Genomic DNA, 24,413 nt, shown 5'->3' with positions numbered 1-24,413 from the left:
GACTGAACGCCACGGGCGGGCGCGAGTGGTACCGGTACAATCTGGTCGTAAGGCCGGAAGCCCAGGGACAGCATCTTGTGGGAAAACTTCTCAGACCGATGCTGGAATACTGTTCACAGACCGGGAGACAGGCATATCTTGGAACCCATTCGGAAAAGAATGTGGGGATATACAGGCATTTCGAAGATGGGGCAGCAGGGAATTGAAACAAAAAATAGATTCGGTGATTATGATCAAGGCTGCCCTGGAAATCACCAACCGCCCTCGCTCCGCAAAGGTATATCTTCCTCTTCTTCGAGGCCAGAAATTCAAATTCGCAACGATTTTGAGAGTTGTTGATATTCTGGTAAGGAGATTCAATTGAATTCCAAGTCCAGTATCGGCCCTCTCCTCCGATTTCTTGACGATATATGTCAATGCTGTTTTGTAAAGCATTGTGCTTCAATATTCTGAGCCGCCGAAACTTCGCAGTACGTCAGAATCATATGTACACACAAATAAAGTAACATAACTGGAACTTTAGGAATGTGAATCGGCCTTGATGTTTATGCAGGAGGCTATGAGGTAGCCCATTATGGCAACGCCGGCAAATACTATGAGAATATCGGTGGCGTGTATGTCAACAGGATACCAGCTTGTGAGATAGTTGCCAGGAAGGGCAATGAAATGTGTCTTTATTTGCAGCACGCAAAGCGCAAGGCCAAGTATTATGCCTGTAACCGCTCCTAGCAGTGATATGAGTGCACCTTGCAGCGAGAATATTCTTTTTATCATTGAATCCTGCATTCCCATTGAATGGAAGGTGAGCATTTCATCACGCTTTTCCAGGACAAGCATTGATAGCGAAGAGAAGATGTTTATGGCCACAATGAAGATTACGAAGAAAAGTATCAGGTAAACCATTGCCCTCTCCATGTTCACCATCTTGAAAATGACCTCGTTCTGCTGGTAAATGTCCTTCACGGAAAAATCCTCGGGCTTGAAAATATGCTTTAACTTTTTCTCGATTTCCGGGAGGAAACGATTGTTCCCCGCATAAACCTCAACGCTGCTGAACTCATTGCTGTCATATTCTATGAGTTCCTGAAGCATTGGAACGTCAACATACATAAGGTTGGTATCGTAGCCTGATATGTCCTGAATCACTCCCTGTGGGAAAACCTTTGCGGAATTGAGCGAGGCGTAAGGATTTATGAGAGATATCGTGGATGTCCTGCTCGGGAAATAAATCTCAACAGGATTCATGAAGGCAGGATTCACGCCCAGCGTGGATGCAAGCGATTTGGTGAAAACCGCCATTGGCACCTCTCCGAACCTGGTGGAGAAACTGCCCTGAAGGATGGCGGACACCAGTGATGCCTTGCGCCCGTAAAGAGTGTCTATTCCTACTGCGGTGGCTATCTTCTGCCTGCCGTTGTACAGAAGGAAAACGGTCTGGGAAACCACCTTGGCAACATATACATCACTATCGCCGGTGGAAAATTCATCCTTGAGAAGACGCAGCTGCATCAGCTGCCAGGGCTCGAGTTCAAAGGAGGTTCCCTTGCGCGCCTGGACAACAAATGATGCCTTGTGTTCGGTGTAGAATTTCTGGATTATGCCGTCGAAACCGTTATAGACTGAAAGTATCACTACCAATGCCATTGTGCCAATGCATATTCCTATGGCACTTATCATTGAAATGATGTTTATGACATTGTGCTTTTTTCTGGCAAAGAGATACCTCCACGCTATGAACAACGGAACGTTCATCTTACTTCTTCAGCAGTTCGTCAAGATGCGCAACGTAGTCGAGGGTGGTGTCAAGGCAGAAAAGTATTTCCGGGATTATCCTTAACTGATGCCCCATTTCACGTCCCAGCTCGCCTCGTATGGCCCTGGTCTGGTCCTTGAGCATTTCCATCACCTTGCTCTGCTTGGCCGAAGGGAATATGCTCACGAACACCTTGGCAAAGGAAAGGTCCGGACTCACCCTCACCTCGCTTACGGTAAGAAGCGCACCGTCAAAGGCGGCCATTCCCTTGCGCCGTATGATTTCCGCAAGATTGCGCTGGAGCTCCCTGTCTATCTTGAGCAGTCTTGTGCTTCCCTCTTCCATAACGCTAGTTGAATTTGAGTATGAAATAATTCTTCTTGCCCTTCTGAACAAGAATGTATTTTCCGTTGATGAGTTTATCAGCGCCAAGTGTGCCGTTCACATCGGTGAACTTCTCCTTGTTTATGCTCAGGCCGTTTGCTGCAATCATCTTGCGGCACTCGCCCTTTGAAGGGAAAATGTCTGTATCAACGGCAAGCAGGTCAATTATGCCGCCACCGAGCTTGTCTGCAGGCAGTTCGTACTGTGGCACACCATCGAACACTGCAAGGAAAGTTTTCTCATCAAGTTTCTGGAGCGCCTCCTGGGTTGAATTGCCGAACAGTATTCCGCTGGCCTCAACGGCCTTCTTCCACTCCTCCTCACCATGAACCATAATGGTAATCTCCTTTGCAAGAAGCTTCTGGAGCTCCCTCCTGTGAGGTTCCGCCTTATGTGCCTCAATTGCAGATTCAATGGTCTGCCTGTCAAGCATAGTGAAGATCTTTATATACTTTATGGCATCATCATCGCTTACGTTCATCCAGAACTGATAGAAAGTGTATGGAGAAGTGTAGTTTGCATCCAGCCATACGTTACCTTTCTCAGTCTTACCGAACTTGCCGCCGTCGGCCTTTGTTATGAGCGGACATGTAAGAGCGTATGCCTCGTTTCCTGTGATCCTGCGAATAAGTTCGGTACCTGTTGTAATGTTTCCCCACTGGTCGGAGCCGCCCATCTGAAGCTTACAGTTGCAGTTCTTGTTCAGATAGAAGAAATCGTAACCCTGAAGCAGCTGGTAGCTGAACTCGGTGAATGACAGGCCCTCGCGCGCCTCACCGCTCAAACGCTTCTGCACGCTGTCCTTTGCCATCATATAGTTCACGGTTATGTGCTTGCCAATGTCCCTGATGAAATCAAGGAAACCGTAGTCCTTCATCCAGTCGTAATTGTTCACAAGCACTGCGGCGTTCTCCTTGTCACTGTCAAAATCAAGGAAACGACTCAGCTGCTTCTTTATGCACTCCTGATTGTGACGCAATGTCTCAAGTGAAAGCAGGTTTCTCTCGGCATTCTTCATGGAAGGATCACCTATCATACCTGTTGCACCACCTATAAGCGCGTAAGGCTTGTGGCCGCAGTTCTGGAAATGCTTGAGCATCATTATACTAACCAGATGACCTATATGCAATGAATCGGCTGTAGGGTCAATGCCCACGTATGCCGAAGTAGGCTCTTTCATCAGCTGTTCCTCTGTACCTGGCATCATTGTATGAATCATTCCCCTCCAGGTAAGTTCCTCTACAAAATTCTTCATATCATTCTATTCGCAAGCATTAATTTATTTTATTCAAGAACTTAAGGAAGGCTTGCGAAACTTCTTCCCTCCGCACTTCTCTAGTGTTTTACCATTTTTATTCTTTCACCTGCGATAGTTCAGCAACTTCACGGCAGGCCGGCAAAGTTACGCAATAATTCCTCTAGTCAACTATCCAGACCATTACGTAATCGTCGAAAATCTCGTACTCCATGTCAAATTCCTCCTCCTGGCCGTCCTTGTCAATGAACGTGGCCTCTATCTCACCCTCATCCTTTGGATTGAACTTGTCAATCTCCATCTGCTTTGAGAAGTCAACACCGCTCTGACCCATCCTCTTGTAGAGAGCCTCCTTGGCGCACCAGTAGATTGCCAGCTGAGTATTGCGGTTCTTATTGGAAAGATCATCTATCTCATCCTCGGACAAGGCTATTTTCTCAACTGCGGAATAATCCCTGTCAAGAGAATCAATGTCAATGCCAACGTCCTCTGTGGGATGCGTTATGATGGCAACGTATTTCCCGGAATGCGAAATGCTTATGTGAGTAAGGTTGTTCTGTATGAACGGACTGCCATTATCGTGGTGCCCAAGATAAACCTTGTCCTCAAAAACGGTGTTGAGCAACGCCCTCACAGCAAGTTTCTCCTTGCGGCGCACCTCGCTCCTGTACATGAACACCTCTTCAAGTTCGTCCTTGGGAATCGAAACTATGTCAAGAAGTTCCTGCTCTGTCTCGCTCACCTGCCATACGGCAATCTCGCCGCCCTTTTCAAGTTCTCGTCTGAAATAAAGTCCCATATATGTTTATTATACTACTATTCTACTCAAATTTTGCAAGCATTTGATTCACCACTTTTCTCCCGCACTTTCCTGATATCTTACCCTTCACGTAAACCGAAATTCACCTTCCACAATAACCGCCATTTCACACAAGTGTAAGGCACATTGCCGTGGACGGTGGGGTCAAAACTGCCTCATCATCCACGCTTGACCCTGCCGGAACGCACTCCAACGCATACAAGCGTGGAAGGTGAATTTCGGTTTGGACAGAGCAAAAGCCGCACGCCGGAAGCACCGGTGCGCAGAAATGCACGTGAATACCTTGTGGAAACTGAACTGCTGAGTTTAGCGGTACGCTACTGGGAGGTTCCAAAGTGAATCAATTAATTGGTTAACAACGCAAAGATATAAATAATTCGTTTTCATTTCCAACTAATGACCCCTAATTTTTGTATTGACAAAAATAATTGGCTGGAAGATATCAGATTGTTTATGAAGTTTTGTATTACACATTTTGCGTTACACATTTTGCGTAATGGATATTTTATTTTATATTTGTCACAAATAAGCATTATATGAAAACTGATCAAAACACATTGAATCCTTTCGTTCTGCAACCATACGTATCAAAAGACTTGTTTTGTGACAGAAAAGTTGAACTCAATGGAATGTTGTCCCATATAAGCAATGGAGCGAACATTACGTTGATTTCAATGCGCAGGCTTGGAAAAACAGGATTGATATTCCGCTGTTTTGAAGAACTTAAGGCGTTGGGGTATAAAACGTTTTATGCAGATGTATATGCTACATCAAGCTTGGATGATTTTGTAAGGACACTGGCAGAAGCCGTTTTCCGCAATGAGAAACAAAGTGTGGCAAAAAAGTTTTTCAATACTTTAGGGGGAATCCGTCCATTGATAAGTTATGATGCTATCAGCGGACAGCCTCAACTGTCAATAACATACCAATCTGAAACACAGAAACAAACAACACTCAAATCCATTCTGGATTATCTGGAGTCATTGGACAGCAGAGTGGTGGTGGCCATTGACGAGTTCCAACAGATAAGGGAATATGAAAATGTGAGAATGGAAGCCCTTCTCAGAGGATATATTCAGAATCTTAAGAATGTTCGCTTCATATTCTGCGGGAGCCATAAGAAACTTATGACAGAAATATTCACCGCCGAAAAGAGTCCATTCTACCAAAGTACAGTAAACATTCCTCTACATAAGCTGGATAGGGAAGTGTATGCGCAATTCATTAAGGATAAATTCAATGCAGGAGGCAAGGAGATTTCTGATGATGCAATTGATTTCATTATGAATTGGAGCAGATGTCACACCTTTTATACACAGACTCTTTGCCATTATATCTATATCTTATCCGGAGATTTCGTATCAATGGAAAATGTGTACACGGCTATTGAAGCTATTTTTGATTCCGAAACGGACAGGTTCTATACTATCCGGAACATGCTTACTAAAGGACAGTGGAAGTATCTTGCCGCTGTTGCAAAGGAGCAGGTTGTAAAGCAGCCTACATCCAGTGCATTCCTTGAGAAATACAAACTGGGAGCCGCTTCGTCAGCCAAACGCTATCTTGACGCATTGGTGGAAAAAGAACTTATTCTGGAATCAATCACTATGGAAGGAAATGAATACAGCGTATATAATGTTTTCCTCTCCCGATGGCTGGAAAGATATTGATAATATTTATGCCAAATTGTCATATCTTTGTATTGGCACTGCTTTTGCTGATATGTTTTCGTGCTACGGCAACGGTTTCATTGCCGGGCAGGTTTTTGAAATAATAATCAATAAATAAAAAAATTAAAGATATGATGACAATTAGACCATTGGCAGACAGAGTACTGGTTGAGCCTAAAGAGGCTGAGACCAAGACAGCAAGCGGATTGTTCATTCCGGACAACGCAAAAGAAAAACCACAGGAAGGTGTTATTCTTGCAACAGGCAACGGAAAGAAGGATGAGCCTATGGAACTCAAGGCAGGTGACAAGGTTCTTTACGGAAAATACTCAGGCACTGAGATTCACTATGAGGGCAAAACCTATCTTATGATGCGCCAGAGTGATGTTATGGCAGTTATAGCATAAGTGAAGCAAGAAAAGAGAAATACTATCGCAGTAAAAAAAGAAAAAGATTATGGCAAAAGAGATAAAATTCAATATGGACGCCCGCGCTCTCATGAAGGAAGGCGCAGACGCATTGGCAAACGCAGTTAAGGTAACCCTTGGTCCTAAAGGAAGAAACGTTGTAGTTGACAAGAAGTTCGGTGCTCCTCAGATTACCAAGGACGGTGTCACGGTTGCAAAGGAAATTGAACTTGACGACAGATTCCAGAACATGGGCGCACAGCTTGTAAAGGAAGTTGCTTCAAAGACCAACGACCAGGCCGGTGACGGTACAACAACAGCTACCGTGCTTGCACAGGCTATCATCAATGTTGGCATCAAGAACGTTACTGCAGGTGCAAACCCAATGGATTTGAAACGCGGTATTGACAAGGCCGTTGAGATGGTTGTGGCAAACCTCAAGGAGCAGAGCCAGGAAGTTGGAACAGACTACTCCAAGATTGAGCAGGTTGGTACAATTTCAGCAAACAACGATGCTTTCATTGGCAAACTCATAGCTGATGCAATGAGCAAGGTAAAGAAAGAGGGCGTTATCACAGTTGAAGAGGCAAAGGGCACCAACACCGAAGTAAAGGTTGTTGAGGGAATGCAGTTCGACAGAGGTTACATTTCTCCATACTTCATGACAAATCCAGACAAGATGGAGGCTGTTCTCGATACTCCTTACATTCTTGTTACAGACAAGAAGATTTCCGCAATGAAGGATCTCCTCCCTGTTCTCGAACCAATTGCAAGAGAAGGAAAGAGCCTGCTCATCATTGCCGAGGATGTTGAGGGCGAAGCTCTTACAACATTGGTTGTAAACCGTTTGAGAGGTACACTCAAGATTGCTGCCGTAAAGGCTCCTGGTTATGGTGACCGCAGAAAGGAAATGCTTCAGGACATTGCAACCCTTACAGGTGCAACCGTTGTAAGCGAGGAAAGAGGTTTCACCCTTGAGAACGCAAGCATTGCAATGCTCGGTACAGCCGAGAAAGTCACAATCGACAAGGACAACACAACCATTGTCAACGGTGCAGGTGACAAGGCAGCCATCGAGGACCGCGCAGCTCAGATCAAGAAGCAGATTTCAACAACCACTTCTGACTACGACAGGGAGAAACTCCAGGAACGTCTTGCAAAACTGGCAGGCGGTGTTGCTGTTCTCTATGTAGGTGCTGCATCAGAGGTTGAGATGAAGGAGAAGAAGGACAGAGTTGACGATGCTCTCAGTGCAACACGCGCAGCTGTTGAGGAAGGTATAGTTCCTGGTGGTGGAGTTGCATACGTAAGAGCAATTGAGTCTCTTGCAGCTCTCAAGGCCGACAACGATGACGAGCAGACAGGTATCAACATCATTGCACGTGCAATTGAGGAGCCTTTGAGAATGATTGCCGAGAATGCAGGCGTTGAGGGCAGCGTGGTTATCCAGAAAGTTAAGGAAGGCAAGGCTGACTTCGGTTACAATGCACGCACCAACGCATACGAGAATATGTTTGCTGCCGGTGTCATTGACCCAACCAAGGTCACAAGAGTGGCTCTCCAGAATGCAGCTTCAGTTGCAGGAATGTTCCTCACAACAGAGTGCGTGATTGCAGACAAGAAAGAAGAGAATCCTGCTCCTGCAATGCCTATGGGCGGTGCAGGCATGGGCGGCATGATGTAGTCCGCAATCATTGATCGAAACATCATCCACAGTAGTTTGGCGGTCCTCCCAGCAAAGCTGGTACCCTCCCTCTTCGGGAGCCAATGCCTCCAAACTGCTGTGGATGCTGTTTTATATCTCACTTATTTTCACTGGCGATAGTATATCACCACAACCTTGCCAAATAAGATGGCAGGGTCAGGCATTTTTTGCATTTCTTGATGGTGGAGCATATCTTTGTGTAAAAGAATTTGATTGATTACTTGAATTGAAACAAAGCACCAGATGGAAAGCACAGGAAAAACAGATAACGGAGAAAACAAGCGTACCGACATTGCGCAGATTGGCAAGAGGGAACTTATAAGAAGATTGTTCGAGGGCACCGGATATGAGAATTGCAGGCAGCTTGAAATCAAGCCGGTGGACTCAGAAAATTCAGACGCAGACAACTGTTCAACAGCAAATGCAAGTGTTATGAACGCAAGCGCATCGTTTCTCGAGGGCGTGGATTTTGACCTTGTATATACCCCGCTCAAACACCTTGGATACAAGGTTGTGCTCGGAGCCATTGGCCATCTGTACGCCGCAATGCACCAGCCGCAGGGCATAATGGTGAAGCTTGCCATTTCACAGCGTTTCTGCGCCGAGGACATAGTGCTTTTCTTCACCGGAGTTGTTGCCGCTGCCAAGGAACATTCCATCAAACAGATAGGATTCGACCTGCTGCCATCCTGCACGGGAATGAACATAAACATAAGCGCACTCGGAATCAGCAGCACTCAGTCCGCAAAGCCGGACAAGAACTCGCTCCTATGCCTCACAGGCAATCTTGGCGCGGCATTCATGGGCCTGCACGTTCTTGAAAGAGAAAAGGTTGCATTCAACAAAATACCTGCAGATAAGGTCAAGGATTACATTCAGCCGGATCTGAGCAAGTACAAATATGTGCTCAGCCAGTACCTCCAGCCTGAAATCAACCCCAAGACCCTTAACCAGTTCAAGGAGGCCGGCATAATTCCGTGCTGCGGAAGATTCATAACAAAAGGTCTTGCGGAATCCGTCCTGAGTCTCTGCGAGCAGTGGAACCTTGGAGCAAGGGTGTACCTGAACAAGATACCTATTGCTGCACAGACCTTTGAAATGGCAGAGGAAATAAACATGGAAGCAACAACCGCCGCACTCAATGGAGGAGACGATTACAAGTTCCTGTTCGTGATTCCGCTTTCAGAACACGAACATTTCCACCGCGAATTTCCTAACGTGGACATCATAGGCCACTTCACCGAACCCGGTGCCGGTGCCGCAGTTGTAACACCTGAAGGCAATATAATAGAAATCAAGAGTCTGTAGTATAAACAAAGTTCAAACCATGAAAAAACTTCTCTTCACACTCACGCTCATCATTGCAGCATCCATGGGACAGCTCAACGCTAAAGTTCCCGTAATCGGAATTTCCTCATACAACTCAACCGACGCCAGCATGGCCGACCTCACCTACATTGAATGCGTGAAGAAGGCCGGAGCCATTCCTGTAGCAATTCCCGTACTCAGCGATTCCGTGCAGATAGAGCAGGTGATGTCAATGCTCGACGGCATAATCATGACCGGAGGCGGTGATTTCGATCCACTGCGATGGTATGGTGAACAGCCTCGCCGTGAGATGACCATCATCCAGTATGAAAGGGATGATTACGATATCATGATGGCATGCGCCGCCATAGCAAAGGGAGTTCCCGTACTTGGAATCTGCCGCGGCGAGCAGCTTCTTGCAGTAGCCTTCGGAGGAGCCCTGTGGCAGGATATACCATCGCAGGTGGAAGGAAATGTGAAGCATAACCAGATGCCTACCAATCCCAAATACCCCACCCACTCCATTTATATAGAGAAAGGTTCCATACTTGCAAAGCTGCTTGGCAAGGAGGAGGTTAGAGTGAATTCACTGCACCATCAGGGTATCAAGAGAATGCCTGAGGGTCTGAAGGCCATTGCGCACTCCGTCGATGGTGTGGTTGAAGCTGTTGAGCGTGCGGGTAGAATCAAGGGTTACAAGGATGCCGGCGGCTGGCTTCTGGGCTTGCAGTTCCACCCTGAAATCCTGATTGCAAATGGTGGTGACAACACTTTCCTCCCTATCTTCGAAACCTTTGTGAACGAGGCCAGGAAGTATTCAGCAGGCAAATAATGATAAAATACAGCACCATGAAAAAAGTTCTCTTAATTGTGTTTCTGTTCTGTTTTGCAGCAACACTTCAGGCCAGGGATGGCAAGTATGTGAAAAGAGTGTTCAATGCACAGAACGGCCTTTCCTTGAATTACGTTATCCTTTATCCTGAGAATTTCAATCCAGAGCAGAAATATCCCGTACTGCTCTTCCTGCATGGTTCTGGAGAAAGGGGCAATGACAATGAAAGCCAGCTCATACACGGCGGTGAACTCATGCGTACATCAGATGAACTTGCAAACGTAATTGTTATTGTTCCGCAATGCCCTCTCTACGCAACCTGGACCTTCACAGGCGGTGCCTATCCGGAGGAATCCGTTGAAAACCCGGTTGAAGCTGCCACAAAGGAACTGATAGACAGTTTCATCAAGCTTGGATTCGCTGATTCCCAGCGTATCTATGGCACTGGCCTTTCAATGGGAGGAATAGGAATACTTGATATGGCAATCAGATATCCCAATTACTTTGCAGCAATCGAGCCTATATGCGGTGGCGTGAATCCAAAGCGTTGCAGCCAGTACAAGGGACGCACCGCCTTCAGATTCTTCCACGGTTCCGATGACCCTGCCGTTAACCCGGATGGTTCCCGCCTGGCAAACAAAGCGCTCATTGAGGCAGGACGCGAATCCTCACTCGTTGAGTATCCCGGCGTTAAGCACGGAAGCTGGAACAACGCCTTTGCGGAGCCGGACTTCCTCTCCTGGCTGCTGAAGCACTGAACCTGCCCCTTGTCCCTTCACAGCTGGACGGAATATGTCAAGCAACGCAACCGAAATCTCATTGATTTTTCGCCATACAGATATTCACTGGAAAGAAACCATAGTGATCGCAAAACCTCATACCTTAAGAGGTTTGAGATCACTTGGTATAAAAACATTATTGATTATCAAGTATTTACAAAAATAGGTGATCTCAAACCCTCGTAGTAAATGGGGTTTGAGTCCGATAGTACCAAAAGATAAGGCTAACCGGTCACGATTTTGAAAAAATGTGACCAAAAAAACGTGACCTTATGAAGCAGCAGGTCACTGGAATATGAAAAAGCTTTGCCACGGAAAGGCAAAGTTTTTCAGATGAAGTGACTGCTGCAACCAAGCGAATCACCGGATCTCCGTACGGCACTGTCTCAACGGGATTTGTCTGCGCGGCATGCCGCTTGACACATCCCCTCCCCGCTGCCGCAGGGGCCCTGCACAATCCTATCTCAAGGGATTTGCTCGGACCATGGGCGGCATCAGCCGCCTAGCGGAGGGCGCAAACTTGCTGGAATTCTTAAAGGAGCGAAAAGCAGCAAGTTTGGTATAGCCCGGGAGCGCCTGGAACAGGCGGGGTTTGGGGCAGAGCCCCAATAAAATACATACTGCCGGCGGCAGGCTTGCAAAAGGAAAAAAGAAGCTGTCACATCGAGCAAGCTCGTATGACAGCTTCTTTCTTCCTTTTGTTGAGATAGGGGGATTCGAACCTCCACAGACAGAACCAAAATCTGTAGTGCTACCATTACACCATACCTCAATACCGACCTGTTTCACAAGGAAATCAGGAGTGCAAAGATAATCACAATATTTTATTTCGCAACCACAACTGCTTAAGTGAATTGAATAACATCAGCGTTTGTGTCCGCATGAGGAACAAACTTGAGAGAACAAGCAGTACAATGTAAACAATGAAGCCTGCAATGGAGCCGAGGCACAGGCCACACAGCAGATATACAGCAAGCATCAGGCCCAGGTAAATCCAGTCCGAGCAGACAAAACGCAGGTCCTTGAACTTTCTTTCGTTCACGCCCAGCCAGATGATGTTGGCAAGCAGCGATGCCACTGCCAGGGCCAGCATTGATTTGAATATCAACCAGGCAACAAGGCTCACACCAATTATTGTGGCAAGCATTGAAAGAATCTGCCAGAAGAATTGCTTCTGGAGTTTCCTGGCCTTGAAATAGTTCACATATACGCCCAGAATCAGTGCATTGAACACGTGCGATGCAAAGAATATGAAAACTAGAGGCAGTGCTTCAATGTACTTGTCAATGTAGTGTTCAACCACCCATTTGGCCGGAAATGCAAAGGCAATTATGGCAAAGCTCCATACCGCCACAGCTCTCTTGATTCCCATTATGCGATCCGGACTGCTGTTCTTGCAGAAGGCGTTGTACAATGTCACGAACAGAGGCGAAATGAACACATCTATCAGACCGTTGATTGCAAAAGCGAACGAATAAACGGCAAAATGGTAGGTGCTCATGAGAATCTTCACCAACCATCGGTCTATGCTCAGGAAAAGAATGTTGGAGAAATTGCCCATCATCAGGACGAATCCCGATGAAATGTTCTCCTTGAATGCCGCCAGGCTCATTTCCCTGCATTTGAAATATCCGAGCTTTACGTTCAGGAGAATGCACAGATACAGTGAAACTATCAGCAGTGAAAGAATCTGGACTCCTATATAGAGACGGGCATCATCGGTCTTCACTACAAAGATGAGCAGGAGGCTGAGCAGGAAGGAAAGTATTGTTCCGTAGTTCAAGGCGCTGCTGTAAAGCTTGAACTCTCCAGTTGCCTGGAAGAACAGCTGGCAGCAGCTGTTTATGTTCTTGAGGAAAAGACCTGCGGCAAAGGCGCAAAGCAGGAAATTACACATAGCAAGGCCAACTATGAGCAGAATCACGCTCACAACGAACTGCATCAGGCCAATGTTCCAGAAGTCCGTGCCGTATTCCTTGCTGCTCACCGAAGACAACTGCCTGCCACCGTACTTGAGATACATACCATCGAGGTAACCTAAATGAAAGAAGCCTGCGTAGGATATGTAGAGGGTATATGTCTTTATCATTGCATAGGTATCTATGGAAAGATACTTAGGCAGGATGAAGCCGTTCACAAGGCCCACTACAAGATTCAGAAGGTTTGCCAGCATTATCAGGAACAAACCCTTTTTCAATCCGTTCTCAGACATTTTCCTTATATTTTTCTACTGCGATAGTCAATCAAATTCCCTTTCCTTGCAAAGCTCCGGCTGGTCCTGCTTGAGCCTGCAAGTTCAAACATATTATCCGGAGCATCACCTGCGCTGTGCAAAGAACTCCTTCATTAGTGCGGAACATTCTTCTGCACACACACCGCCGCTCACCTTGGTCCTGGGATGCAGCAGCTTCACGGAATCATTGGAAAGCGCATTGCCTTCAAACAGGGTGTAGCCACGCCTGGGATCCGATGCACCATAAACCAGCTCCCCTATCTGTGCCCATCCCAGCGCCGCAGCACACATGGGGCAAGGCTCCACAGTAACATACATTGTGCAATCGTTCAGATACTTGCTTCCAAGTGTTCCGGACGCTATGGTTATGGCCTGCATTTCGGCGTGAGCCGTGGCGTCACGCAAGGTCTCAACAAGATTATGGGCACGGGCAACCACAACGCCCTTTCGCACAACAACGGCACCAACAGGAACTTCGCCGGCATCGAATGCTGCGCGAGCCTGTTGCAAAGCCATTTTCATATACCCTGTTGCATCCATGATAAAAGTACTGCCCGGCACTCCCGTTTCCAGAAAGCCGAGCAGTTATATATAAACTCTATGAAACTGTTGTTACTGCTTACAATAACTGTTCCAAAAGAGTTCTCATGCTCACTTTCTTTTCAACAATCGAGTGAAGTTCTGAAATAGGCACGCGCTCCTGAGCCATTGTATCACGCTCGCGGAGGGTTACGCAACCATCTGTGAGTGAATCGTGGTCAACTGTAACGCAATATGGAGTACCTATTGCATCCTGCCTTCTGTAACGTTTTCCAATGCTGTCCTTCTCATCGTACTGGCAGTTGAAATCAATCATGAGCTTGCCAAGAATCTCACGTGCGAGCTCCGGAAGTCCGTCTTTCTTTATAAGAGGAAGAACGGCAACCTTTACAGGAGCAAGCGCCGGATGAAACTTGAGAACCACACGGGTATCGCCACCCTCGAGCACCTCCTCGTTATAAGCACCTGAAAAAACTGCAAGAACTGTACGGTCAACACCTATTGATGTTTCAATCACGTAAGGAACATAACTTTCGTTGGTTTCAGGATCGAAATACTGAATCTTCTTTCCGCTGTACTCCTGATGACGTCCAAGGTCAAAGTTGGTCCTTGAATGAACGCCCTCAAGCTCCTTGAAGCCGAACGGGAAGTTGAACTCTATGTCTGTTGCGGCATTTGCATAATGGGCAAGTTTCTCGTGATCGTGATATCTGTAATTGTCTGCTCCCATACCAATTGCAAGGTGCCATTTCATTCTGGTCTCCTTCCATTTTGCAAACCAGTCAAGCTCCTGGCCAGGCCTTACGAAGAACTGCATCTCCATCTGCTCGAACTCCCGCATTCTGAAGATGAACTGACGGGCTACTATCTCGTTTCTGAAAGCCTTTCCAATCTGTGCAATTCCAAAAGGAACCTTCATACGTCCGCTCTTCTGAACATTGAGGAAATTCACGAAAATTCCCTGCGCAGTTTCAGGTCTGAGGTAAATCACGCTGTTGTCCTCACCGCTCACGCTGCCCAGCTGTGTTGAGAACATAAGGTTGAACTGTCTTACATCGGTCCAGTTCTTTGTTCCTGAAATAGGGCAGGCAATCTCGCACTCAATGATAAGGTCTCTCAAAGCCTTGAGATCGTTTGCATTGAGGGCGGCGGTCATCTTTTCCTTTACAGCGTTTATCTTGTTCCGGCTCCTCAGAACGTTGGGATTGGTTGCGCAGAACTGCTCCTGATTGAACGCATCGCCGAATTTCTTCTTTCCCTTCTCAACGTCCTTGTTGATTTTCTCCTCAAGCTTTCCTATGTAATCCTCAAGAAGAACGTCGGCTCTGTATCTCTTCTTGGAATCCTTGTTGTCAATGAGAGGATCGTTGAAAGCACCTACGTGACCGCTTGCCTCCCAGATCCTTGGATGCATGAAAATGCAGCTGTCTATTCCAACAATGTTGGTATGAAGCCTTACCATAGCCTCCCACCAGTATCTCTTTATATTGTTCTTGAGCTCGCTGCCCAGCTGACCATAATCATATACGGCACTCAGTCCATCATAAATTTCACTGCTTGGGAAAATGAAACCATACTCTTTGGTATGTGCAATCAAATTCTTGAAAAGTTCCTCCTGTGTCATAATTATATATCTGATTTATTGTTTAGATCCCTTACCCTCTTCCTTTCCACCGGATGATAGGCGTTCGGAGCTATCTGCGCAAGGCAATCCAGAGCGAATCTCCTCTGCGAAAGCAGCTTATGTGGAATTGAAAGCCTTGGACTTTCAACAATGATGCTCCTCCAGACCTTCCTTGTCTCACTTTCCGCTTTTGCAGACTTTTCAGCCTTGGCCTGCCTTTTCACCGGAACCAGGGTTTCAAAAAGAAGAATGTCTATGTCAATGCTCCTTGAGCGGTAAAGCTCCTTCCCTTCCTTTTCACAGCGATGGTCCTCCTCCCCTCTTCCCATCCTCTTCTCCACCTCCTGACAGGCATCCAGCACCTGCTCGGGTGAAAGTTCGGTGCAGATTGCCATTGCCATGTTGGAGAAATCATTGACCGGGCCTTCCGAGCTGTCGAATTCTCCCCAAGGGGCTGATTTCAGAATGTCCGATGTGTTCACTGCATCCGCAAGGCTCTCAGCTTCAAGGTAATCGGGCAGCAGGGCGTCAATCAGCTCAGGAACGGCTTCATTCAGCAAAGCCTCACTGTTACCCTTGTTGCTTCCTAAAAGCAGATATACCCTGTTCATAGCCTTTACATTATAGCCAGCCGAGTTCGAGAAGAGCCTCCTCGCTCATCCTGCTCTTGTCCCATTCAGGCTCGAACACCAGCTCTATTGAGGCATCGCTCACTCCCGGAACGTCCTTGACTGCACGGTCAACCTCTGCGGCAACATCATCGGCCATAGGACAATTGGGTGCGGTAAGTGTCATTTTTATATTGACCTTGAAATCCTCGTCTATGTTTATTTCGTAAATGAGACCAAGATCGTATATATTAACCGGTATTTCAGGGTCATAGACCTGTTTGAGAGCCCTGATTACATTTTTCTGTAACTCCTGCTTTGTCATCTTACTTCTTCAAACTGTAGGCAAGGGCGTAGTCCTTTATCTGCTTGATCATTGAAACAAGGCCGTTGGCACGTGTAGGGCTGAGGTTCTCTCTCAATCCAATGGCGTCTATGAACGAAAGATCCGCACTTACTATGTCTTCCGGTTTCTGCCCGTTGAATGTGCGTATGAGCAATGAAATTATGCCTTTGGTGATTATGGCATCAGAATCCGCACAGAAATATAATTTTCCATTGTCCTTAATTTCACAGCCCAGCCATACCCTGCTCTGGCAGCCGCTTATCAGATTGTCATCGGTTTTGTATTTCTCTTCAAGAAGGGGAACGTTCTTTCCGAGTTCAATGATGTACTCGTACTTGTCCATCCAATCGTCAAACATTGAGAATTCCTCAACTATGGAATCTTCTATTTCCTTGATAGTCATTGCCTTAAAAGATAGAGCCTCGTAGTGGAATCGAACCACCAACCCCAAACTTACGAAATTTGTGCTCTGCCACTTGAGCTAACGAGGCGTGAGTGATAAAGAATGAATAAAATCTGCGCAAAGATAATCAATTTTCTTATCTTAACATTCCAATGCATCTTTTTAATGACGCAATAAAATATTCGGCTTCGGCAAGAGTGTTGTAAGGAGCGAAAGACACCCTGAGCATGCCCTGTGGCGTATTGCTGCCGCTGTTCACTCCAACTCCGAAATGATTCATCACAGGCTCGGCGCACAGAAGCCCTGTCCTTACGGCAATGCCCATCTTGTCAAGAATCTGAGCCATGTCAGCAGGATGACAGCCCTGGGCGGTAATGCTGTACAAAGCTATCCTTTTCTGCAAAGGAGCGTTGCCATACCATTGCACATCTTCAATACCGCTGAATTCCTTTTGCAGATATTCCTTGATTGCCTTTTCATTGCGCTTTATTTCAAGAGCAATCTCATCCTTGCGCAGGAGCATTGCAAACTCAAGAGCGGGTGCAAGTGAAGCCACACCAATGAAATTGGGCGTACCAGCCTCGAATTTCAAAGGAAGCGGAGCGTATGTGGTCTTTTCGTATGAAACCCTGTCAACCATATCACCGCCGCCCATGAAGGCAGGCATTGCTTCAAGTATCTCCTTTTTGCCGTAGAGCACACCCACACCTGTCTGGCCATATATCTTATGAGCTGAAAAAGCATAGAAGTCACAGTTAAAGTCAATGATATCAACTTTCTCATGTACAATTCCTTGCGCTCCGTCAACCAAGGCAAGGGCCCCGTATTTGTGAGCAACCTTCACTGCAGCCTTTACAGGGTTGATTATACCAAGAACATTGGAAATATGAGTTATGGCAACCAGTCTCACCCTCCTTCCGGATTCAATTATACTGGCCAGAAGTGAATCGAGCTGTGTTATGCTCCAGTGTCCGTCTTCATCCAGTCCGGTGTATTCTATTTCAGCACCCGTTCGCAAGGCGGCCATCTGCCATGGAACCAGATTGGAGTGATGGGAATCACCGGTAAAGACTATCACGTCTCCTTTTCCAAGGAACTTCCCGTTAACACTGCATCTGTTTCCAACGCAAGAATACTTTTCGGAAAGATATCCGCAAGGAGCATCTGCCAGCGAACGCGCTACCAGATTGATTGAAGCGGTTGTACCGCCGGTGAATATGATGTTCTCCCTTCCAGGGGCATTGATGAACCTTACAACAACATCCCTGGCCTTCTCATACAGGGAGGTCACCTCATCGCTGAGCCTGTACATTGCCCTGTGAACGTTGGAATTGGTAAGACGCGTCATCCTGTCCATGAGCTCTATAACGCTCAGAGGCTTCTGGCTGGTTGCGGCATTGTCGAGATATACCAGAGGCTTGCCATAGAATTCCTGCGCAAGGGCAGGAAACTCATTTCTCAGTTCATCAATCGTCTTGAACATAAAACACTAGTTTTTCTCCTGCAAAAATACGAATTTTCCACGCTTGAGCCATTAAAAAATCACTTATCTTTGCAATGTATGGCAGCCGTTGTACTTCAAACGGTTTTTCAAAAACATTACAAAGCACGCTGATATTGTTTTTTATGAGATTCATCAATACAATAACACATTGCTGCATATTGCTGATTGTCATATACATTATGGCACCCGCAAGCGCAAAGGCACAGTATTTCTTTGACAGCCAGATAGTTTCAGGCTCCGATATTAGTCTGAACACTGCAAGCTTCTCCCTGCGCGGTCCTGTGAAAGCAGTCCACCGCCAGGACATTGTTTATCCCGAGCACTGCGCCATGGCCAACCCCTACATTGTATTCAATGCGGAAGGCCCGCAGATGCAATACGCCAGCATTGAGTTCAACAAGAAAGGACTGCTTTCAAAAAGGGAAGGCGTTGAATACAGATATGACAGGCAGGGCCGTCTGCTTGAAGGGTATGGTGAAAAAAGGACCTGGAGAAACGGGCATCTGCTAAGGCGCGAGGCAGATATTTTTGATACCGATGAAGAATCACTGTGCAGAACCATATTAAGCGTTGTTGATTCCATTCCAACAGATCTTCATCCGAACGTTACAAGTTACAAAATCAGATATACCCGTGACACTTACTGGGTGAACGAACTTCAGGATATTCCTCAACAAGAAAAGCACAACAGAACAGACAGCTGCACTTTTCACATAATGAACACAGAAGGTTCATTTGTAGTAGTGGCCTATGGCAAGACACTGAGCAATCTTGAATTCAATGACAGCTACACTCCTAATGGATATCTGTATGAAAGCTGGGTTGATGCTTCAGGCACAATGTTGATAAATCATACTTTCAATGTTGATGGTGAACTTGTGCGCAAATCCTATAGCTATAACAAGGAAAAATACGGCTCCAACGGCAAAGGTCATTTCATTGGCGAAACACTATATGATGTTCAAATGCGCTATGACAACAACGGCCGCATGTTCTACAAGAAAACCATAGGCGGATGGGGCACAAAGGACGGACGGGCCTGGGCCAAAGTCAATTCATTGAGCGACAACAGCAATTATCCTGAGTTCGAATTCACCTACACTTACAACTCATACGGTGACATTGATGACATTGCCGTGATATACAAACCCGACATCCGCGTTGAAGCAGGCTATGTTCTTGGCAACAAAGCCTACAAGGAAAACAAGAATTTCTGGGACACTGAAAGGCTCAAAAGCGCCGAGCGCCGCACTCTCAAATACGAATACACTTACGATAGCCACGGAAACTGGACAGAACAGAAACTCTACTCAAACGGCTTCCTGATAAGAACAAGCCGCAGGGAAATAATTTATTGGTAAAGCCCAGCTCTGCTTTTTTCTTATTCGTTTTACAAAGTTTATCCCCAATGTGCTGGAAAACAACAAGGAACGGCACTTAGTTGACAAAATGTAAGATTCTTTCCGAAATTTATTATTTTTGCAATAATAGCAGTCATTCCTATCCGGAGTGCCGTACATGGCCGACCCAAGACCAAAGGTAAAGGTGGGCGTACGCTTCACCTGCGCAAAGCACACAATAACCAGCTGGAAAACAGCAAGGTAATCTCTTATTGGAAAATTTTTTCCGGCGAAGGTCAAACGGCCACGCGACGTGCGCATGGCCAGCCGCCTTGGGACTTGAAGTCCTTTGGCGGCATTATTCTGAGACAGGCCGTACAGATCGACCGTTCCTCCGGCCGTTGTAGTACCAGTCAACTAGGTCACTATCGAAGTCCAAGCAGTAAGCGTAGTCGGAGTAGCTCATACTGAGAGACGAAGACCAGTAGAGGCCGATTGACCCAACATTGTAGGAACTGGAACCATAGCAATAACCAGCAGCCGGAAGGAAGATGCTGTTGCCGTTTTTCTTGCTGGTTACCTTGTATCCATTGTGGCCGTTCTGTGTGGTCCACTGCCAGTGGCACTGCTCCCTCAACTCGTCCTGCTCCGCCCTTGTTGGCATTCTCCAGCTGCCGCCCCAGTTGGCCCTTGCCGCATCGTCAACCAAATCAAGCCTGGTCCTGTTGTCTTCAGTGCCATATTCTCTGCTTGCAACATATTTGGAAAATTTGACATTGTCATAACTGTCAACGCTTGTCATGTATTTCAAATTCTCCCAGTCATAGCTGCTCTTAGGACTTGTATCGCCCCAGGCAAAGTAATCACCATAGTCCCCCGGACTGCTGGCACCTACGTTGCAGGTGGCCCATTTCACGCTCAGGCCCAGGTCAACATACTCGTGGCCGTTGATGGTGTTGTCTGAACCCGTTGCGGAATTTACGGATGATGGCCTGAACGAACCCACAAACTGCATCACGTAGGTGCCAAGTTTCTTCAGAGGCGGGAACTCGTATCTGAAAGCAATGTATTCGGCGGATTTTATATTGAGCCAGGTGGAGCCTTCAAGCATGTACACCCAGTACTCGTTACCCTTCCTTATACTCTTCACAACATCGCCCTCAAACTCAACCCCGCTTGCCACCAGATCTATCTTTATGAGGGAACAGGGACTGCCGTTAAGGTCATATACCATATTGACCGATGCAGCTGCATCGCTTGGGTCGTGCCTGAAGCCCTTCAGCTGAAGCTCCTGGGCGCAGAGTGAGCCCAATGTCATAAGCAATGCCGCCAATACACAGCCCATACGTCTGAACAGTACAGCTGCTTTCATCTCCGTTTCATTTGACATATATGATATTCTTTTTGTTCGCTATTATTGTTCTTCCTGCTAAAGCCGCTGTAATGAACAGCTTTCTTCTTTTGGTGACCTGGCACTTTTTGCAAGTGAAACCACAAGAGTTCGTTCATTCAAGAAAACCGAACAGCCACAAAGGGATTCTGTTGCCATTACCGATTTCAATAGAATCAATGGCAAGATAACTGTCCATTTCATCTTTTATCTGGTCAAATGATTTCTTTCTCCCTCCAACTTCAAACAGATATTTTCCGTCTATCCTGAAATCACCGTTCAAAGGGAGAGAAACTTCGTGTGAGACTGACAGTTGATTCAAAAAGAACGTCTCCCTCACAGTCCCCACCTCTACATTGTCAGACAAGGCATACATCATATTGGTGTTGTCCAGATACAGTTTTTCGGGAGCAGAAATGTGTTTCAACGCCTTCGCCGGAGTCTTAAGCATTATTATCAGTTTGGCCTGCTCCAGAAGATTCAGCAATTTCAAACCGTGCTCCCTGTTCGTATCAAGCTGCTGGTACAATTCATTCATTTTCGGTATGAAAGGAACTTGGACAGCCAGAATTATAAGCAGTTTCTTCAATTTCTGCAATGTGCCGAATTCAACATCCTCCACGGCCGGGATATCCATATCAATAGTCTGGGAAACAACTTCCTGAATACGTGAAAGATATCCGTCTCCTTCCTCCTTATAAAACGGATAATATCCGCTTGCCAGATATTTCTCGAAGTATGGCAGGACTTTTATTTTGGAAACTATATCAGAGGCTATCGAAACGTGATTGGAAAGGATCTCATCCAAACGGACAGCATTATAATCAATCGCCCCCTCGAACTTCAGGTATTCTCTGAACGAAAGTCCGCTCATCTCATAAGTCCGCAGCCGTCTTGACAAATCACCGTCCCCGGACTTCAGTTTCAGAATGGATGAACCTGTATACACTATGTGAAGGTCCGGATAATTGTCATAGATGTTTTTGATACTATCCTGCCAATTTCTGTACTTATGTATTTCATCAAGAAAGATATGTGTACCTCCGTGTGTATAGTGATATTCCACCAGGTCTACAAGGTCATTGGAACTGAACCATATATTATCAAGCGAAACATACAGCACCTTGCTTCTGTCGGCAAAATGTTCCTTTATATGTTGAAGTATCAACGTGCTCTTACCTACACCCTTCGGACCTTTTATTCCTATAAGGCGGTTGTCCCAGTTGATCTGATAATACAACGGCCGTTTATAATCAAGAGATATCAGATTTGCTTTTCTGTTCGAAACCAGATAGAGATAATCAATAGTGACCATAACAATCTTCAAGAATTTCTACAAAGGTAAATAAAAATTTTCAAAGATTGTTTGCTGAGTCTTAGCTTTTAGACGGCGAAGGTAAACGGCTGCGCCTGAGGCATAGCTCAAGCAAGCTTGGCTCTGCGTTCGGCTTGCCCAATCATTCTGAGACAGGACGTACAGAACAAGCTACTCCCCTGCTGTGGCCGAAACAGGCAACTGTGCCACTATTGAAGTACAAGCTGTAAGCAAAGCCGGAGTCGCTCGTACAAAGAGACGAAGACCAGTAGTCCCCATTTTCCCCTGTACTACCTTTAAATGCAATATTGCGGTAGCCGGCAGCGGGAAGGAAGATGCTGTTGCCGTTTTTCTTGCTGGTGACCTTGTATCCATAGTGGCCGTTTTGTGTGGTCCACTGCCAGGTGCAGTTACTTATCAGTTCTTTCATCTCCTCTATAGTTGGCATTCTCCAGCTGCCGCCCCATTTGGCCCTTGCGACATCGTCTGATAACTCGAGCTGGGTTCTGTTGTCAACACTACCATAATCGCTGCTTGCAACATATTTGGAAAATTTGAGTTTGCCAATTCCTTTTCTGTATGGATAGATTATCCAACTGAGATCATTCCTCGGCCATGTAGCGGCCCAGGGAAAGTAGCTGCCGTAGCCCCTGGGACGGCTGGCACCAACGTTACAGGTAGCCCACTTCACGCTCAGGCCAAGGTCAACATACTCGTGGCCGTTGATGGTGCCCGATGCCGCTGATAAACTTGCCGATGGGGCGCTTGGCGCAACCGCCGATATGGTATCGGCTGTGGACTTTGTCATTGAAAGCTTGACATCCAGCATCTGGCCCTCCTTCAGGTCAATGGTCCTCACGCTTGTTTCATAGCCTTGTCTGGAAACGGATATCGTGTGCCTGCCTATCGGGGTGGAAGACAGGAGAAGAGGGGTCCTGCCAACCGGCTGCCCGTCAAGACTTATATCTAAATTGGATGGATCCGAACTTATATTGAGCCCTCCGTAAATAGCTGTGGGTTCAGGAAGGTTTATGCTCTGAGCGCCGCCCCCTTCCACTATGTCCCTTGAAACAGAGCTGGCCCTGTGCCCGGCCTTGCGGCCTTCTATACGGTATGTGCCGTATGCGAGCTGGCCGCTCCAGCTGCCTGTGCCTATTTTCTCATCGTTCACCCATATCTCTACACCGCTGCCAGCGTTTATTGTAACCGTTGCGAAACTGGCCTCCGGATTCGGTTGCAGAGTGGTGGTCTGTCCATCTGCAATCTGGAATTGCTGGCTGTACGGCTTATGAAGCGCTTTTGCCACGCTCAGAGTGTGAGTGCCGCTGGAGAGCCTGTGTTCTGTTACAGGTCCTGTGCCTATCTGATTGCCATCTACATATACCGAGGCCTGCTGAACACCGTTCCCCGTTACCGTGAGGAAACCGAATGCAGGTTTCAACTGAACGTTGAGCTCCACTTTCCTGCTTGGATCATCAACCGTTACGCTTCCATTGTATGAATGGTAGTCCTTGGACTGAACGCTGTATGTGTAACTCCCGAATCTGACCAGCCGGGAGGCAATGCCTTCGGAATCAAGTGGAAGTATCTGACCATCGAAGGTGAGCATTGCGTCCTTTGGCGTAACACTGAAAACAACATACTGCTGCGAAACAACAGGACCTGAGGATGATGGTGCGGACGAGCCCACAAGCTGCATCACGTATGTGCCAAGTTTCTTGAGCGGTGGAAACTCGTATCGGAAAGCAATGTATTCGGCAGATTTCACGTTAAGCCAGGTGGAGCCTTCAAGCATATACACCCAGTATTCGTTGCCTTTCCTCACGCTCTTAACTACATCACCTTCGAACTCAACCCTGCTTGCAACCAGGTCAATCTTTATCAGAGAGCAGGGACTGCCGTTAAGGTCATTGACCATATTGACCGATGCAGCTGCATCGCTGGGATCGTGCCTGAAGTCCTTGAGCTGAAGTTCCTGGGCGCAGAGCGAGCCCAATGACATCAGCAATGCCACCAGAACACATGCCATACGTTCCAGCTGCATAGCTGTTTTCAACTTCTTCATACGAAAATTAATTGTGCCGTTTCTGGTTATTCCGGCGTTATTTGACTTGTTTTTAATACATTTTGAGCCAATGGCACAAAAAGAGAGAGCACTCACAAGGCTGCAAGTGCGAGGTTGACATCTTAGCAATTT

22 protein-coding genes and 2 tRNA genes are annotated in these 24,413 nt (G+C 46.7%); 8 read left to right on the top strand and 16 right to left on the bottom strand.

The genetic code is table 11. The features are described from left to right. Positions 1-206, top strand: a 206-nt coding sequence (locus AC06L3_RS08780) for an N-acetyltransferase (RefSeq protein WP_475670243.1), incomplete at its 5' end; no start/stop codon positions are given. Positions 207-519: 313 nt separating this feature from the next. Here the strand turns inward: AC06L3_RS08780 and AC06L3_RS08775 are convergent. From AC06L3_RS08775 to AC06L3_RS08760, 4 genes are all read right to left on the bottom strand, one after another. Next, positions 520-1,752: an FtsX-like permease family protein gene (locus AC06L3_RS08775; protein WP_475670242.1), complete on the bottom strand. Its 1,233-nt coding sequence runs from the start codon at positions 1,750-1,752 to the stop codon at positions 520-522. A gap of 1 nt (position 1,753) precedes the next feature. Then, positions 1,754-2,098: a 30S ribosome-binding factor RbfA gene (rbfA, locus tag AC06L3_RS08770; RefSeq protein WP_475670241.1), complete on the bottom strand. Its 345-nt coding sequence runs from the start codon at positions 2,096-2,098 to the stop codon at positions 1,754-1,756. A 4-nt stretch (positions 2,099-2,102) separates the two neighbouring features. Next, a complete protein-coding gene (gene tyrS / locus AC06L3_RS08765) occupies positions 2,103-3,392 on the bottom strand; it encodes a tyrosine--tRNA ligase (RefSeq protein ID WP_475670240.1) in 1,290 nt (429 codons plus the stop codon). Between the two features lie 163 nt (positions 3,393-3,555). After that, entirely contained in the window at positions 3,556-4,191 is a 636-nt protein-coding gene (locus AC06L3_RS08760) for a 4'-phosphopantetheinyl transferase family protein (protein ID WP_475670239.1), read from the bottom strand. Between the two features lie 557 nt (positions 4,192-4,748). Between AC06L3_RS08760 and AC06L3_RS08755 the strand changes: the two genes are divergently transcribed. The 6 genes from AC06L3_RS08755 to AC06L3_RS08730 all read left to right on the top strand — a co-directional run bounded on the left by AC06L3_RS08755 (position 4,749) and on the right by AC06L3_RS08730 (position 10,892). Beyond that, positions 4,749-5,882, top strand: a complete 1,134-nt coding sequence (locus AC06L3_RS08755) for an AAA family ATPase (RefSeq protein ID WP_475670238.1) — start codon at positions 4,749-4,751, stop codon at positions 5,880-5,882. A 134-nt stretch (positions 5,883-6,016) separates the two neighbouring features. Further along, entirely contained in the window at positions 6,017-6,289 is a 273-nt protein-coding gene (locus AC06L3_RS08750; RefSeq protein WP_475670244.1) for a co-chaperone GroES, read from the top strand. A 49-nt stretch (positions 6,290-6,338) separates the two neighbouring features. Then, positions 6,339-7,973, top strand: coding sequence for a chaperonin GroEL (groL, locus tag AC06L3_RS08745; RefSeq protein ID WP_475670237.1), 1,635 nt, complete (start codon positions 6,339-6,341; stop codon positions 7,971-7,973). 264 nt (positions 7,974-8,237) lie between these two features. Next, positions 8,238-9,302 (top strand): thiamine-phosphate kinase, encoded by a 1,065-nt coding sequence (locus tag AC06L3_RS08740; RefSeq protein ID WP_475670236.1) that lies wholly within the window; start codon positions 8,238-8,240, stop codon positions 9,300-9,302. Between the two features lie 19 nt (positions 9,303-9,321). Continuing rightward, positions 9,322-10,134, top strand: a complete 813-nt coding sequence (locus tag AC06L3_RS08735; RefSeq protein WP_475670235.1) for a gamma-glutamyl-gamma-aminobutyrate hydrolase family protein — start codon at positions 9,322-9,324, stop codon at positions 10,132-10,134. Positions 10,135-10,151: 17 nt separating this feature from the next. Further along, positions 10,152-10,892: a carboxylesterase family protein gene (locus AC06L3_RS08730; RefSeq protein WP_475670234.1), complete on the top strand. Its 741-nt coding sequence runs from the start codon at positions 10,152-10,154 to the stop codon at positions 10,890-10,892. Positions 10,893-11,614: 722 nt separating this feature from the next. Here the strand turns inward: AC06L3_RS08730 and AC06L3_RS08725 are convergent. The 9 genes from AC06L3_RS08725 to AC06L3_RS08685 all read right to left on the bottom strand — a co-directional run bounded on the left by AC06L3_RS08725 (position 11,615) and on the right by AC06L3_RS08685 (position 18,150). Then, a tRNA-Gln gene (locus tag AC06L3_RS08725) sits at positions 11,615-11,685 on the bottom strand. A 42-nt stretch (positions 11,686-11,727) separates the two neighbouring features. After that, complete coding sequence (locus tag AC06L3_RS08720) at positions 11,728-13,125, bottom strand: lipopolysaccharide biosynthesis protein (RefSeq protein WP_475670233.1); 1,398 nt, start codon at positions 13,123-13,125, stop codon at positions 11,728-11,730. A 105-nt stretch (positions 13,126-13,230) separates the two neighbouring features. After that, on the bottom strand, positions 13,231-13,686 hold the full coding sequence (locus AC06L3_RS08715; protein ID WP_475670232.1) for a nucleoside deaminase: 456 nt from the start codon (positions 13,684-13,686) through the stop codon (positions 13,231-13,233). Between the two features lie 79 nt (positions 13,687-13,765). Then, positions 13,766-15,310 carry a glycine--tRNA ligase gene (locus tag AC06L3_RS08710; RefSeq protein WP_475670231.1) on the bottom strand — a complete coding sequence of 515 codons (1,545 nt, stop codon included), beginning with the start codon at positions 15,308-15,310 and terminating at the stop codon, positions 13,766-13,768. 2 nt (positions 15,311-15,312) lie between these two features. Continuing rightward, on the bottom strand, positions 15,313-15,921 hold the full coding sequence (locus AC06L3_RS08705) for a 2-amino-4-hydroxy-6-hydroxymethyldihydropteridine diphosphokinase (RefSeq protein WP_475670230.1): 609 nt from the start codon (positions 15,919-15,921) through the stop codon (positions 15,313-15,315). Between the two features lie 10 nt (positions 15,922-15,931). Next, the gene (locus AC06L3_RS08700) at positions 15,932-16,243 is read right to left on the bottom strand and encodes an iron-sulfur cluster assembly protein (protein WP_475670229.1); all 312 of its coding nucleotides are present in this window, start codon (positions 16,241-16,243) and stop codon (positions 15,932-15,934) included. 1 nt (position 16,244) lies between these two features. Next, positions 16,245-16,667: a SufE family protein gene (locus AC06L3_RS08695; protein ID WP_475670228.1), complete on the bottom strand. Its 423-nt coding sequence runs from the start codon at positions 16,665-16,667 to the stop codon at positions 16,245-16,247. A 15-nt stretch (positions 16,668-16,682) separates the two neighbouring features. Further along, positions 16,683-16,755, bottom strand: a tRNA-Thr gene (locus AC06L3_RS08690). A 48-nt stretch (positions 16,756-16,803) separates the two neighbouring features. Beyond that, on the bottom strand, positions 16,804-18,150 hold the full coding sequence (locus AC06L3_RS08685; RefSeq protein WP_475670227.1) for an aminotransferase class V-fold PLP-dependent enzyme: 1,347 nt from the start codon (positions 18,148-18,150) through the stop codon (positions 16,804-16,806). 143 nt (positions 18,151-18,293) lie between these two features. Between AC06L3_RS08685 and AC06L3_RS08680 the strand changes: the two genes are divergently transcribed. After that, entirely contained in the window at positions 18,294-19,532 is a 1,239-nt protein-coding gene (locus AC06L3_RS08680) for a hypothetical protein (RefSeq protein ID WP_475670226.1), read from the top strand. 337 nt (positions 19,533-19,869) lie between these two features. On the opposite strand, the gene AC06L3_RS08675 is transcribed toward AC06L3_RS08680, so the two are convergent. The 3 genes from AC06L3_RS08675 to AC06L3_RS08665 form a co-directional block, all read right to left on the bottom strand. Then, entirely contained in the window at positions 19,870-20,901 is a 1,032-nt protein-coding gene (locus tag AC06L3_RS08675; RefSeq protein ID WP_475670225.1) for a hypothetical protein, read from the bottom strand. 115 nt (positions 20,902-21,016) lie between these two features. Continuing rightward, a complete protein-coding gene (locus AC06L3_RS08670) occupies positions 21,017-22,216 on the bottom strand; it encodes an ATP-binding protein (protein ID WP_475670224.1) in 1,200 nt (399 codons plus the stop codon). 142 nt (positions 22,217-22,358) lie between these two features. After that, a complete protein-coding gene (locus AC06L3_RS08665; protein ID WP_475670223.1) occupies positions 22,359-24,281 on the bottom strand; it encodes a PEGA domain-containing protein in 1,923 nt (640 codons plus the stop codon). Between the last annotated feature and the right edge of the window lie 132 nt (positions 24,282-24,413).

The sequence above is a fragment of the Candidatus Egerieousia sp. genome, assembly GCF_056211015.1.
Note: the sequence above shows the minus strand (reverse complement) of the source record. Positions and strands in the feature narration are given on the sequence as shown.